This is a genomic window from Pantoea sp. FN0305, from assembly GCF_050113845.1.
Classification (GTDB): Bacteria; Pseudomonadota; Gammaproteobacteria; order Enterobacterales; family Enterobacteriaceae; genus Mixta; species Mixta alhagi.
Window position 1 is genome coordinate 211,915 of record NZ_JBNJSN010000002.1, and the last position, 13,856, is coordinate 225,770.

Below are 13,856 nucleotides of genomic sequence, written 5' to 3' on the forward strand. Positions count from 1 at the left end.
TATAATAAAAAACTTTATCTTCTTGTTAAAACTCAACGTCTATTATGCGGCTAAGATCATGGTTTAATACATTAATCTCTTTTGCGTATTGATAATTTATGATGTGAAAAATATTCTTACTTACGCAGCTGAATCTATTTCCCAATGTTTGCTGCTGTTTTTTATTTTTCCGTCAAAGAGGAATTAATCATGCGCGCCTTAACAGGGAAGCGTAAGGCTACTGGCTGGTCAGTTTCCATTATCACTGCGCTTTCAAGCCTTATTATCCTTCCACCTGCTCATGCCACCGGCTTTTTAGAAGATGCATCGCTTACGGGCGCTGTTTATTACTGGCAGCGGCAGCGCGATCGTAAAGATATGGATCCTGCAAGCGAAAAGTATGGGCAATATCAGGCTAATCTGCATCATGCCACCTTTAACAGCAGCCTGGATTTTAATTCCGGCTACGCGGCAGATTTTATCGGCCTGGATGTGGCGTTATTTGGCGCGTGGGAAATAAGCAATAGCGGCCCGGCAGCGCCAAATGAAATCGGCTTCAGTAAAGCGAGAACGGCCTGGGATGAAGAGTGGGGCGGCGATCGCAGCGGTGCCAGTTTGTATAAAGCGGCTTTAAAAATGAAAGTGGGAGATTACTGGTTGCGGGCAGGATATTTGCAGCCTCAGGGGCAAACGCTGCTGACGCCGCACTGGAGTTTTTTACCCGGCACCTATCGCGCTCTGGAGGCTGGGGTGCATCAGGATCTGTCTGACGCGGGGGCGCTGGATATCTCCTGGATTTGGAGCGATCGCTATAAAGCGCCCTGGTATCAGCATCTGTATTCGTTCCGCAAGGCCGATGGCAAAACCGGTATTCCCTGGCTGCATGCGGTCGGTGCCCGCTATGATTTTAAAAACCGGGTAATCCTGGAAGCTTCATGGGGCCAGGCGGCAAATTATATGGATCAATATTTCGCCAAAGCCTCATGGACCATGCCGCTGGCGGGTAATGATCTGCTTACCAGCTATCAATTTTATGGTGCGCATGACCATGAAAAAGGTGGGGCAGCGAACGGCAACGATGTTTATGATGGGGTGGCCTGGCTGCAGGCGCTGACTTTTAGCTATAACCAGGGACCTGTTGATTTCCGTCTGGAAGGAACCTGGGTGAAAGCGGAAGGCAATCAGGGCTACTTTCTGCAGCGTATGACGCCCTCCTATGGCAGCTCTAACGGGCGTCTTGATATCTGGTGGGATGCGCGCTCCGACTGGAACGCCAATGGTGAAAAAGCGATTTTTACCGGGGTGATGTATGACTTAAGCGGCTGGGATCTTCCTGGCTGGACGGTCGGAACCTCTTACGTCTGGGGCTGGGATGCCAAACCCGCTACCCATCCGCAATGGGATCAGCAACAGCGCATCAGGGAATCGGCCTGGAATCTGGACCTGCTTTATACCATTCAACAGGGCAGGGCGAAGGATACGCTGTTTAAGCTGCACTTTACCCGTTACGACAATCACAGCAATCTCCCCAGTTACGGCGGCGGATACGGTAATATTTTCCAGGATGAGAAAGACGTGAAGTTTATAGTTATCGCCCCGTTCACTGTTTTTTAACGCATGCGGGCAGCCTGAAGGGTAAAAAAAACCGGTGCCTGAGCACCGGTTTTCATTTTACTGCATAGCATAATTGATTATTTATCGTGTAATGTTTCGTCTTCGCGGCAATCGCCCAAAGCGCAATGACCATACAGATAAAGGCTATGGTTGGTCAGCTTGATACCGTGACGCGTGGCGATTTCACGCTGGCGGGATTCGATAGACTCATCACTAAATTCGATTACCTTGCCGCAGTCCAGGCAGATCAGATGATCGTGGTGCTGCTGCTGGGTCAGTTCGAAAACGGATTTGCCGCCTTCAAAGTTATGGCGGGTAACGATACCGGCATCGTCAAACTGGTTCAGGACGCGATAAACCGTCGCCAGCCCGATCTCTTCGCCCATATCAATGAGTCGCTTGTATAACTCTTCCGCACTGACGTGATGGCTCTCAGGTCCCTGAAGCACTTCCAGGATTTTTAGTCGCGGAAGTGTGACCTTCAGTCCGGCCTTCTTTAATGCGGTGTTATTGTCAGTCATGCGGATATTGTCCTGTTACTTTGCTAGTCACAATGTGGCTGAACAGCCATGAACATCGGTCGACGCTAAGCTAATAGCGTCTCATTATAGAACTGATGCTTCGAAATGAAAACCGTAAGGGTGCGCGTGAAATCGCAAGTGGAAGTAAAGAGAAGATCGCTACGTCCGGCGTTGTTCATGCCCATATGATGCTGTGTTTACATTTCGCTTGATCCTGCCGCTTTACAGCACCACGGCAGGAAAGCGCGCGACCGATACGGGTATTCTACCGACTCAATGATAAAATTTTCAAACCCGTATCTATCATTTCTATAGGAAATACCTGTTACGCAATGTGATTTACAGCACAATGCGCGTTAAATCAGGCTTCCAGAATTTCCTGCAGGTGCAGTTCTGCATAAATCTGTTTAACCCATTTATCAACGCGTTCGTTAGTCAATTCGGGCTGACGGTCTTCATCAATGGCTAAACCAAGGAAATGCTTATCATCTGCCAGGCCTTTCGACGCTTCAAAATGATAACCTTCGGTTGGCCAGTGACCAACAATCACCGCGCCGTTTGGCTCGATGATATCGCGAATAGTCCCCATCGCGTCGCAGAAGTATTCAGCGTAATCTTCCTGGTCGCCGCAGCCAAACAAGGCCACCAGTTTGCCGTTGAAGTCGATCTCTTCCAGCGTCGGGAAAAAATCGTCCCAGTCACATTGTGCTTCGCCGTAGTACCAGGTCGGGATGCCTAACAGCAGAATATCAAAAGCTTCCAGGTCTTCTTTACTGCTCTTGGCAATATCATGCACTTCGGCAACATCGCTACCGAGCTGTTTCTGGATCATCTTTGCAATGTTTTCTGTATTGCCGGTATCGCTGCCAAAGAAAATACCTACGATTGCCATGAGTTTAGTAACCTCTTGAAACTTAAAAATATGGTAACTGCCCGTTGTATGCAGATTACGGCAATAATAGCAGAGACCGTCAGGAGGCGGAACTCGTAAAGCCGCTGCATTTGTTTCTTAGTGCGCTTCTTCCAGCCGTTCAAAGCGCCTGCAACTGGGCGAGAATCATCTCTTCGATCAGCTCGCTGCGGCTGACGCCACGTTCGGCAGCCATCGCATTAAGCGCATCGACGGCCTCACTGTTCATCTTCAGTTCAACGCGCCGTAACCCGCGGACTTTGTCACGCTTCAGCTGGTTGCGCTTGTTGATACGAAGTTGTTCATCACGCGACAGCGGACTGGTTTTCGGGCGACCCGGGCGACGTTCATCTGCGAAGAGATCGAGCGTGGTCCGGTCCGTTTGTTCTTTTGCCATAGAATCGTGATACTGAATGGGCTGCGCGTGTGCGCCGCGCATGGTGACGTTTGGGCCGGTTTGCCGCCAGTTTAATAGCGGCAAAATTTTAGCGCGCCATCATACCCTGACCAAAGAGCGAGGACAATCTTTGTTAGCCTGTTAACATATTGCTTTTACAGCGCTAAAAAACGCCGCACGGCCCGCAGCACCGCATCCGGTTTCTCAGCATGAACCCAGTGGCCTGCGCTGGCAATCACGTGCGCCCGCGCCGCTGGAAACTGCGCCAGCAAAGCATTGCGATGAATATCATCAAGATAGGGAGAAAGCTCGCCGCGAATAAACAGCGCCGGGCCGTGCCAGGCGGGCACATTTTCCCAGCCGGAGATGCTGCTGTAGTTGTCCCAGAGCGCCGGAACGTTAAAACGCCATGCGCCGTCGTGGAAAGATTTCAGCAGAAACTGGATAACGCCTTCGTCAGCGATGATCCCGCGCATTACGCTGGCTGCTTCACTGCGCAACTGCACTTTCGCGGCGGTTACAGCATTAACCGCCGCGAAAATTTCATCATGACGCCGGGTGCGATAGTTAACCGGGGCGATATCAATTAATACCAGCTGTTCGATCCGCTCAGGTGCCAGCGCCGTCATGGTCATGGCGATTTTCCCGCCCATGGAGTGACCCATCACTGCGATTTTATCGATGCCGTGCGCATCGAGCGTATCCAGCATATCCTGCGCCATGGCCGCATAGGACATTTCATCGCTGCGCGGTGAAAGGCCATGATTACGCACATCCACCTGAATCAACGGACGATCCGCTTTTAAGCCGCGCGCCAGCACGCCTAAGTTATCAAGGCTGCCGAACAGGCCATGAATAAGCAGAAGGGGGAGCGCGTCCGGATCGGACTGTTCAGTTTGCAGGCGAGTATTCAAATTCATGGCAAAGTTCTTACAGTTGAAAGGAAAGCATAGGTTATCATGATTTATAGACTGCCTGCCGGTCAGTGGTTGTTTGCCGGATTGCTTTGCGGCATATTCTGACTTTTGCCTGCAAGCGCCAACGTCGCTACCGACCCGCAGGATTTAACTTTATAATCCTTATGTTAGAACCAGCGCACAGATTGTACAGCTGAAATTTGCTATTACGCGCTGCGCCTGGATCTGCCACAAGCAATTACCGTACGGATAAAGATGAAAACGATTGAAGTCGACGAAGAACTCTATCGCTATATTGCCAGCCACACGCAGCATATCGGTGAAAGCGCCTCCGACATTTTACGGCGGATGTTGAAATTTACCGCTGGTCAGAGCGCGCCGGTTGCGGTTGCGGCCCCGGCACCTGCTGTTAGCGTGAGTCAGGAAAATGAAGTCAGCAAGCCAACCACGCGTGCGCAAGATCGGGTGCGTGCTGTACGCGAGCTGCTACTCTCTGATGAGTACGCCGAGCAGAATAAGGCGGTAAATCGCTTTATGTTGATTTTATCTACACTATATCGTCTTGATCCCGAAGCGTTTGCTGAGGCCACCGCATCGCTGCAGGGACGCACCCGCGTTTATTTTGCCGGCGATGAACAAACACTGTTGCAGCATGGCACCCATACCAAGCCGAAGCATGTTCCCGGCACGCCGTACTGGGTGATCACCAACACTAACACAGGCCGCAAATGCAGCATGGTAGAACATATCATGCTGGCTATGCAGTTCCCACCGGAGCTGTCAGATAAGGTTTGCGGCACCATTTAACTGAAGCGTCAGGGAGAAGCGCCAATGGCCAATCACCCCCGTGCCGGGCAGCCAGCCCAGCAGAGCGATTTGATTAACGTTGCACAATTAACATCCCAGTATTACGTTCTGCAGCCAGAGAAAGGGAATGCGGAACACGCGGTGAAGTTTGGCACATCAGGGCATCGCGGCAGCGCCGCACGTCAGAGTTTCAATGAAACGCATATTCTGGCTATTGCTCAGGCCATTGCTGAAGAACGTAAAAAGAACGGGATCGCTGGCCCTTGTTACGTGGGTAAAGATACCCACGCGCTGTCAGAGCCGGCGATCATTTCCGTGCTGGAAGTGTTAGCGGCCAACGGCGTTGATGTCATTGTGCAGCAGGATAACGGTTATACGCCAACCCCGGCCATCTCTAACGCAATCCTTGAATATAACAAAGCGGGCGGCGCTCAGGCTGACGGCATCGTGATTACGCCTTCCCATAATCCGCCGGAAGATGGCGGTATTAAATATAATCCGCCTAACGGTGGCCCGGCTGACACCAACGTTACCAAAGTGGTGGAAGACCGTGCGAATCAGCTGATTCAGAATGATTTGCAAGAGGTTAAACGCCTGTCGCTGGAGCAGGCCTGGGCCAGCGGCCATATTCAGGAAAAAGATCTGATTCAGCCTTATGTTGAAGGGCTGGCCCAGGTTGTGGATATGGAAGCGATTAAAAAAGCGGGCCTGAAAATCGGCGTTGATCCGCTGGGCGGCTCCGGTATGGAATACTGGAAACGCATCGCCGAGCATTATCAGCTCGATTTGACCATCGTTAACGACGCTATCGACCAGACATTCCGCTTTATGCATCTGGATAAAGATGGCGTGGTGCGCATGGACTGCTCATCAGAATGTGCGATGGCCGGTCTGCTGGCGCTACGTGATAAATTCGATCTGGCGTTTGGCAATGACCCGGACTACGACCGTCACGGTATCGTCACGCCTGCAGGTCTGATGAATCCGAACCACTATCTGGCTGTGGCAATCAACTATCTGTTCCAGCATCGTCCGCAGTGGGGCAAAGAGGTTGCCGTAGGTAAAACGCTGGTTTCCAGCGCCATGATTGACCGTGTGGTTAACGATATCGGCCGTAAACTGGTGGAAGTGCCGGTGGGCTTCAAATGGTTTGTGGATGGTCTGTTTGACGGCAGCTTCGGCTTTGGCGGCGAAGAGAGCGCCGGGGCGTCTTTCCTGCGCTTCGACGGTACGCCGTGGTCTACCGATAAAGACGGGATCATCCTCTGCCTGTTGGCGGCGGAAATCACTGCCGTAACCGGTAAAAACCCGCAGCAGCACTATGACGAGCTGGCAGAACGTTTCGGCGCGCCAAGCTACAACCGCTTACAGGCGTCTGCGACCTCTGCACAGAAAGCGGCGCTGTCAAAGCTGTCGCCGGAAATGGTAAGCGCGGCAACGCTGGCGGGCGATCCTATCACCGCGCGTTTAACCAGCGCGCCAGGCAACGGCGCTTCGATTGGCGGCCTGAAAGTGATGACCGAAAACGGCTGGTTTGCTGCACGTCCTTCCGGTACGGAAGATGCTTACAAAATCTATTGTGAAAGCTTCCTCGGTGCGGAACATCGCGAAAAAATCGAAAAAGAAGCCGTAGAGATTGTGAGCGCAGTGCTGAAAAACGCCTGAGTTTAATCGCTACGAAAAAGGCGCTGAATCTCAGCGCCTTTTTTTATGGCCAGCGTAGCGCTACGGCATAAAGCGATAGCCGATACCGGTTTCGGTAAGCAGGTGCGCCGGACGGGCGGGATCCTGTTCCAGCTTTTGCCGCAGATGGCCCATATAAATGCGCAAATAGTGACTGTGTTCCACCGCGTTCGGCCCCCAGACATGGCTTAACAGCTGCCGCTGTGTCAGTACCTTGCCTGGATTATTCAGCAGCAGCGCCAGTAAACGAAATTCGGTAGGCGTCAGATGCAGAGTCTCACCATTACGCACAATATGATGCGCAGCCAAATCAACCTGAACCTGAGCGAAATGCACCACTGGATCTGGCGTCTGCAGCCCTGTGTGACGGCGCAACGCAACGCGAACGCGCGCCAGCAGTTCACCAACGCCAAACGGCTTAGTAAGAAAATCGTCTGCGCCGGCATCCAGCGCCATGATTTTGTCCTGCTCCTCGCTGCGTGCGGAAAGCACAATCACCGGGACGCTGCTCCACTGGCGAAAATCACGAATAAAGTCGATGCCGTCGCCATCCGGCAGGCCAAGATCAAGGATAACCAGATCGGGTTTGCGGGTCGCGGCTTCCATCAGCCCACGCTGTAAAGTTTCGCTGTCATAAACGCGCAGGGCTTCGTTTTCCAGCGCCACGCGCAGAAAACGGCGAATCTCTTTTTCATCTTCAACAATCAGTACGCTGGTCAAAATCATGCTTCCCCAACGTCATAAAGCAATGACGGAAAGCGCACTTTAGCAAAACCCGCTGCGCTTTGCGTGGTAATCGGTTTTTCCGGCACAAGATGATCACTTTAAATCAACATTTATGTAACTTTCTTACAGGTAAAATCAGAGGATGCACTTTTTTTCAGCGATCGAGTGGTCGGATGAGTAGTGAAATTACACAATGCGGCGTATGATGATTAACTAATGAACAATTATTCGCTGTTTAACCCTCCGGGAGGCCCAGGTGAGCTATTCAATTTACCCTTTGCATAAAATTATCCTGCGTCGCAGCGTTGTAGTGGTTATTGGCCTGCTGGCGCTTCCGGTCATGCTGTTTCGCAGCGATCGTGCACGCTTTTACAGCTATCTGCACCGCGTCTGGAGTAAAACCAGCACCAAACCCGTTTGGCTGGCGCAGGCTGAAGCCGCAGGCGGAGACATCTACTAGCCCTGGTTTTTTCCACGCCCGGTTCAGCCTTGATGATAACCGCTCACTGAGATCCCGCCCTGTTGGCGGGATTTTTTTGCGTTGTACCACAGCATCACTGCATTTTCGGTGCGTCATTCAACAGCTTCAGCTACACTTAAACTTATACAAGAAGTTATGGGTTGTACAAGTATGAGTGAGAAAATCCCGGTAGGAATCAGCGCCTGTCTGTTGGGCGACAGCGTGCGTTTTGATGGCGGACATAAACGGCTGACTTTTGCCACGCAAGAGCTGGCTCCCTATGTACGCTATGAGCCCATCTGTCCGGAAATGGCGATTGGCCTGCCTGTGCCACGTCCGGCCCTGCGTCTGGTGAAACATCAGGACGAGATTTCACTCTGTTTCAGCAAAAACGGTGGTGAAGAGATTACCGCTCAGATGCGCGATTTCGCCACGCGGAAAGTTGCTGAGTTGCATCATTTGTGCGGCTATATTCTGTGTGCCAAATCACCCAGCTGTGGGATGGAACGGGTACGCATTTATGAACCCGACGGCAAGAATAACCGCAAAGAAGGCATCGGGATTTTCGCACAGGCGCTACAGCAGGAGATGCCCTGGCTGCCAATGGAAGAGGATGGGCGTTTGCATGATGACACGCTGCGTGAAAATTTTGTCGGGCGCGTTTATGCGCTGCATGAGTTTAATCAGCTCTGGCGCGAAGGGTTAACGGCCCATAAGCTGATGTCGTTCCATACCCGCTACAAGCTGCTGCTGCTGGCGCATTCACAGCCGGAATATCGTGAACTGGGGCCGTTTGTGGCGGCAATGAACGATTACGCTTCGCTGGAGGCGTATGCCATTGAATATCGCAATCGACTAATGAAACTCATGAAGCATCCCGCCACGCGCCGCAATCACACCAACGTGTTAATGCACGTTCAGGGCTATTTTCGTAAACAGCTGACGTCGTCGCAGCGGCAGGAGCTGGCCTCGTTGATCGATCGCTATCGTCAGGGAGTGCAGCCGCTGTTGGCCCCCATCACCTTGCTCAAACATTATATGAAAGAGTATCCGCAACAATGGCTGTCGCAGCAGCGCTATTTTGAACCCTATCCAGAAACGCTGCGCCTGCGCTACGGCCGCTGAGTTGAGCATACAGGAGAGGTAATGGCCACCCATTTGGTCTGGCTGCGCAATGATCTGCGTATCAATGACAACAGCGCGCTCTGGGCCGCCTGCCGTCAGCGCGATGCAAACGTCATGGCGTTATTTATCGCTACGCCGCAGCAGTGGCGTCAGCATGATATGTCGCCACGCCAGGCTGACTATATCTGGCACAGCCTGCAGCTCCTCCAGCAGGCGCTGGCGGCAAAAGGTATCGTTCTGCATTATTACCAGTGTGCTGACTTTAGCGCGTCCGTTGATTATCTGACGGCTTTTTGCCGTGAACAGCAGGTTGATGCGCTGTTCTATAACTACCAGTATGAGTTTAACGAGCGGGAGCGGGATGCGGCGACGGAGCGCAGGCTGACGCAGCAGGGCATCACAGTACAGGGTTTTGATGACAGCGTTCTCCTGCCGCCAGGCAGCGTCCGTACCGGCAGTCAAAAAATGTATAAAGTTTTTACTCCCTTCAGTAAAGCTTACCTGCAACGGTTACGCATCTCGTTGCCGGAATGCCTGCCCGCGCCGGAACCGCGCAGCCAGACGCTGCCGCAGACGTTACCTGCATTAGCGCCCTTTGATTATCCCCGACAAGCGTTCGATCATCAGCTTTTTCCGCCAGGCGAAGCCGCGGCGCTACAGCGTCTGCGTGCGTTTTGCAGACAGCCGGTGCTGAACTATCCTGAACAGCGCGATCTGCCTGCGCTGGACGGCACCAGCAGACTATCGGTCTGTCTGGCGACGGGAACTTTATCGCCGCGCCAGTGCCTGCATCGTTTACTGCGCGAACAGCCACAAACGCTGGAACAGGGGCGGGCCAGCGTCTGGCTGAACGAATTAATCTGGCGAGATTTCTACCGTCATTTGCTGGTGGCTTTTCCGGCGCTGTGTAAAAACCAGCCCTTTATGACCTGGACGAAACAGGTTGCCTGGCAGGATAACCCTCACCATCTCACCGCCTGGCAGCAGGGAAAAACCGGCTATCCGATTGTCGATGCGGCGATGCGCCAAATGAACCGCACCGGCTGGATGCATAACCGGCTGCGCATGATTACCGCCAGCTTTCTGGTTAAAGATCTGCAGATCAACTGGCAACTGGGCGAACGCTATTTTATGTCGATGTTAATTGATGGCGACCTGGCCGCTAACAATGGCGGCTGGCAGTGGGCGGCCTCAACCGGCACCGATGCGGCGCCATATTTCCGAATTTTTAATCCCACCACGCAGGGCGAGCGTTTTGACAAACAGGGCGAGTTTATCCGCCGCTGGCTACCGGAGCTGGCGAAGGTGCCGGATAGCCACATCCACGATCCGCACGGCTGGGCAAAGAAAAATAATCAGCGACTCGATTATCCGTCACCAATCGTGGAACATAAGGCGGCAAGAGAAAAAACGTTAGCTATTTTTGCCGCGGCGCGCAAAGCGTCCCATGTTATGCCCCTGGAGTCGATGAATGAACAATTTTGAACTGGAGAAAATCGTTAACCAACAGCTGAACAGCGCCGCCTTTAGCGACTATGCGCCAAATGGTTTGCAGGTTGAAGGGCGCGATGAGGTGCGGAAAATCGTGACCGGCGTAACCGCCAGCCAGGCGTTGTTGGATGAGGCGGTGCGTTTACAGGCGGATGCGGTCATGGTGCATCATGGCTACTTCTGGAAAAACGAAGCGCCAGTGATTAAAGGCATGAAGCGCCGTCGCCTGCGTACCTTACTGGCGAACGATATTAATCTCTATGGCTGGCATTTGCCGCTGGATGCGCATCCGCAATTAGGCAATAACGCACAGCTGGCGCAGGCGCTGAATATTAACGTACAGGGCGAAATACAGCCGCTGGTGCCGTGGGGAGAGCTAAAGGAGAGCCTGAGCGGAGCGCAGTTGGCGGAGCGCATTAATCGCGTATTAGGACGTCAGCCGCTGCACTGTAGCGACAACGCGCCGTCGCAGATTCGCCGTATCGCCTGGTGTAGCGGCGGTGGACAGGGCTTTATCGACAGCGCTGCGGACTTCGGCGTGGATGCCTTTATCACCGGCGAAGTATCGGAACAGACGATCCACAGCGCCAGAGAAAACGGGCTGCACTTTTTTGCCGCCGGTCACCATGCCACTGAACGCGGCGGCATTCGTGCACTGGGCGAGTGGCTGGCAGCGCATCACCAGCTGGATGTGACGTTTATTGATATTGCTAACCCAGCCTGAGTTCCTTGCGATTTTCCCCTGATGGTTCTTTTCCTGACGATGACGACGGCGTTTCCGTCGTCATTTTCGTAACTTCACCTGATGCAAAGCGGTTGACACGCCTGCCTCATCTCATCATAACTATCTGCTCAAAATAGATAAGTTTTAGCGACTTAGTGATAACAGGAGGTAAGTTTTGCAAAGAGCACGTTGTTACCTGTTGGGAGAACGCGCGGTCGTGCTTGAACTGGAACCGCCTGTGTCGCTGTTCAGCCAACAGCGAATTTGGGGATTAACCCAACGCCTGCGCGACTATCCGCAGGTGCTGGAAGCGATCCCTGGAATGAATAACCTCACTGTCATTCTGCGTGACCCACAGCATCAGGCGCTGGACGCCATTGAGCGTCTGCAGACCTGGTGGGAAGAGAGCGAAGCCGCAGTGCCGGAATCGCGCGAGGTCGCCATTCCGGTGGTCTATGGCGGTGAGGCCGGCCCCGATTTGGTGGCGGTGGCGCGCCATTGTCAAATGACGCCGCAGCAGCTGGTTGAGGCGCACGCCGCCGGTGACTATGTGGTCTATTTCATCGGTTTTCAGCCCGGCTTCCCCTACCTGGGCGGGTTAGACAGCCGCCTGCACGCGCCGCGCCGCGCTGAACCGCGCGTGCTGGTGCCCGCGGGCTCGGTGGGCATCGGCGGCAGTCAGACCGGTATCTATCCGCTGGCCTCGCCCGGTGGCTGGCAACTGTTGGGACGAACCACGCTAGCGTTATTTAATCCTCAGCATCAGCCGCCCACGCTGTTGCGCCCGGGAGATAAAGTGCGCTTTGTGCCGCAGAAGGAGGGCGTATGCTGAAAATTATCCGTGCCGGAATCAATACCACACTGCAGGACTGCGGTCGTAGCGGCTGGCGTCAGCTTGGCATCAGCGGCGGCGGCGTGCTGGATGAACCGGCGATGCGCACCGCAAACCTGCTGGTGGGTAATCCGCAAACAGCGGCGGTGCTGGAAATTACGCTGGGCCAGTTTTGTGCGGAGTTCGATCGCGACGGCTGGTTTGCATTAACAGGGGCTGGCTGCAATGCCGATATAGATGGTCGCCCCGCCTGGACCGGCTGGCGTCTGCCGGTAAAAAAAGGCCAGCGTTTGACGCTATCGATGCCGGTACGCGGTATGCGCAGCTACCTGGCGATTAACGGCGGCTTTGATATTGCTCCGGTGCTGGGATCCTGTAGCACCGATACCAGGGCGGAATTTGGCGGCTGGCAGGGGCGGCGTCTGCAGGATGGCGATCTGTTGCCGCTGGCGGCACCCACGCATGATTTCAGCAAAACCGCCGGTGTACGACAGCTGTTGTGGGGCAATCGCCTGCGCGCGCTGCCAGGGCCGGAGTATCACGAGTTCAGTAAAGAGTCTCAGGAAGCCTTCTGGCGCGTTTCCTGGCGGCTCGATCCGCAGAGCAACCGTATGGGTTATCGCCTTCAGGGACGGCCGCTGACGCGCAACGTTAATCGCGAGCTGCTTTCACATGGCCTGTTGCCGGGCGTGATTCAGGTTCCCCATAACGGTCAGCCAATTGTGCTGATGGCCGATGCGCAGGCCACCGGCGGCTATCCGCGCATTGCCTGTGTGATCGAAGCGGATCTTCATCATCTGGCGCAGATCCGTCTGGGCGAGCCGATCCACTTTATACACTGTACGCTGGAGGAGGCGTTACAGGCGAAGCGGCAGCAACAGCAGGTTATTGAGCGCATGGCATGGGGGCTGGAAGATGAAAATTGATTTAAACGCGGATCTGGGCGAGGGCTGCAGCCATGACCGCGAGCTGCTGCAGTTAGTGACCTCAGCCAATATCGCCTGCGGTTTTCACGCGGGCGATGCGCAAACCATGCTGCAGTCGGTACGCTGGGCGCGGGAATTTGGCGTGGCGATTGGCGCGCATCCCTCTTTTCCCGATCGGGAAAATTTTGGGCGCAGCGCTATGCAGCTGCCGCCGGAAACGGTCTATGCCCAGGTGCTGTATCAGATTGGCGCATTAAAAGCCCTGGCGGAAAGCGAAGGTGGAGAACTGACGCACGTTAAGCCGCATGGCATGTTGTATAACCAGGCCGCGCGCGATGGGCAACTGGCGGAAGCGATTGCCCGGGCGGTTAAGGCGGTAAGCCCTGAGCTGCTGCTGGTGGGGCTGGCGGGCAGTGAATCGATCCGCGCCGCGCAGCATCACGGATTGCGCACCCGGGAAGAGGTCTTCGCCGATCGCGGCTATCAGGCCGACGGCTCGCTGGTGCCACGTAATCAGCCGGGCGCGATGATTGAAGAAGAACAACAAGCCATATCTCGTACCTTAAGCATGGTGCAGCAGGGGAGAATCGCCAGCGTCACCGGGGAGTGGGTTACATTGCATGCACAAACCGTTTGTCTGCACGGCGACGGCCCGCATGCATTAACGTTCGCACGCCGCCTGCGTGACGCGTTTGCTGCGCAGCATATAGCTGTTAGCAGTGAAATCTGACAGCTCACCCCGGA

Annotated in this window: 15 protein-coding genes; 10 read left to right on the forward strand and 5 right to left on the reverse strand. The window is 54.1% G+C overall.

Going from position 1 to position 13,856, the window contains the following annotated elements; genetic code table 11:
* Positions 1-189: 189 nt before the first annotated feature.
* The gene (chiP, locus tag ACQE3Y_RS05065; RefSeq protein WP_426981004.1) at positions 190-1,593 is read left to right on the forward strand and encodes a chitoporin ChiP; all 1,404 of its coding nucleotides are present in this window, start codon (positions 190-192) and stop codon (positions 1,591-1,593) included.
* A 77-nt stretch (positions 1,594-1,670) separates the two neighbouring features.
* Here chiP and fur read toward each other — a convergent pair whose 3' ends face one another.
* From fur to ybfF, 4 genes are all read right to left on the reverse strand, one after another.
* A complete protein-coding gene (gene fur / locus ACQE3Y_RS05070) occupies positions 1,671-2,114 on the reverse strand; it encodes a ferric iron uptake transcriptional regulator (protein ID WP_085067602.1) in 444 nt (147 codons plus the stop codon).
* A 361-nt stretch (positions 2,115-2,475) separates the two neighbouring features.
* The gene (gene fldA, locus ACQE3Y_RS05075; protein WP_085067601.1) at positions 2,476-3,006 is read right to left on the reverse strand and encodes a flavodoxin FldA; all 531 of its coding nucleotides are present in this window, start codon (positions 3,004-3,006) and stop codon (positions 2,476-2,478) included.
* Between the two features lie 139 nt (positions 3,007-3,145).
* Positions 3,146-3,421 carry a LexA regulated protein gene (gene ybfE, locus ACQE3Y_RS05080; protein WP_085072204.1) on the reverse strand — a complete coding sequence of 92 codons (276 nt, stop codon included), beginning with the start codon at positions 3,419-3,421 and terminating at the stop codon, positions 3,146-3,148.
* A 155-nt stretch (positions 3,422-3,576) separates the two neighbouring features.
* Entirely contained in the window at positions 3,577-4,341 is a 765-nt protein-coding gene (ybfF, locus tag ACQE3Y_RS05085; RefSeq protein ID WP_426974099.1) for an esterase, read from the reverse strand.
* Between the two features lie 252 nt (positions 4,342-4,593).
* Here ybfF and seqA point away from each other — a divergent pair, with 252 nt between their 5' ends.
* Positions 4,594-5,145: a replication initiation negative regulator SeqA gene (seqA, locus tag ACQE3Y_RS05090; protein ID WP_426974100.1), complete on the forward strand. Its 552-nt coding sequence runs from the start codon at positions 4,594-4,596 to the stop codon at positions 5,143-5,145.
* A 24-nt stretch (positions 5,146-5,169) separates the two neighbouring features.
* Complete coding sequence (gene pgm / locus ACQE3Y_RS05095; RefSeq protein ID WP_250652117.1) at positions 5,170-6,810, forward strand: phosphoglucomutase (alpha-D-glucose-1,6-bisphosphate-dependent); 1,641 nt, start codon at positions 5,170-5,172, stop codon at positions 6,808-6,810.
* 60 nt (positions 6,811-6,870) lie between these two features.
* Here the strand turns inward: pgm and kdpE are convergent, their stop codons facing one another.
* A complete protein-coding gene (gene kdpE, locus ACQE3Y_RS05100; protein ID WP_250652687.1) occupies positions 6,871-7,548 on the reverse strand; it encodes a two-component system response regulator KdpE in 678 nt (225 codons plus the stop codon).
* 262 nt (positions 7,549-7,810) lie between these two features.
* Here kdpE and ACQE3Y_RS05105 point away from each other — a divergent pair, with 262 nt between their 5' ends.
* From ACQE3Y_RS05105 to pxpA, 7 genes are all read left to right on the forward strand, one after another.
* Entirely contained in the window at positions 7,811-8,014 is a 204-nt protein-coding gene (locus tag ACQE3Y_RS05105) for a YbfA family protein (RefSeq protein ID WP_250652118.1), read from the forward strand.
* A gap of 171 nt (positions 8,015-8,185) precedes the next feature.
* Positions 8,186-9,139: a YbgA family protein gene (locus ACQE3Y_RS05110; protein ID WP_426981005.1), complete on the forward strand. Its 954-nt coding sequence runs from the start codon at positions 8,186-8,188 to the stop codon at positions 9,137-9,139.
* A 21-nt stretch (positions 9,140-9,160) separates the two neighbouring features.
* The gene (gene phrB, locus ACQE3Y_RS05115) at positions 9,161-10,624 is read left to right on the forward strand and encodes a deoxyribodipyrimidine photo-lyase (protein ID WP_426981007.1); all 1,464 of its coding nucleotides are present in this window, start codon (positions 9,161-9,163) and stop codon (positions 10,622-10,624) included.
* Positions 10,611-11,354: a type 2 GTP cyclohydrolase I gene (locus ACQE3Y_RS05120; protein WP_426981008.1), complete on the forward strand. Its 744-nt coding sequence runs from the start codon at positions 10,611-10,613 to the stop codon at positions 11,352-11,354. The genes phrB and ACQE3Y_RS05120 overlap by 14 nt, the downstream gene beginning before the upstream one ends.
* A gap of 175 nt (positions 11,355-11,529) precedes the next feature.
* Positions 11,530-12,186, forward strand: coding sequence for a 5-oxoprolinase subunit PxpB (pxpB, locus tag ACQE3Y_RS05125; protein WP_426981010.1), 657 nt, complete (start codon positions 11,530-11,532; stop codon positions 12,184-12,186).
* On the forward strand, positions 12,180-13,112 hold the full coding sequence (pxpC, locus tag ACQE3Y_RS05130) for a 5-oxoprolinase subunit PxpC (protein WP_426981011.1): 933 nt from the start codon (positions 12,180-12,182) through the stop codon (positions 13,110-13,112). Before pxpB ends, pxpC begins: the two co-directional genes overlap by 7 nt.
* A complete protein-coding gene (gene pxpA, locus ACQE3Y_RS05135; protein WP_426981013.1) occupies positions 13,102-13,842 on the forward strand; it encodes a 5-oxoprolinase subunit PxpA in 741 nt (246 codons plus the stop codon). Before pxpC ends, pxpA begins: the two co-directional genes overlap by 11 nt.
* Positions 13,843-13,856: the final 14 nt, after the last annotated feature.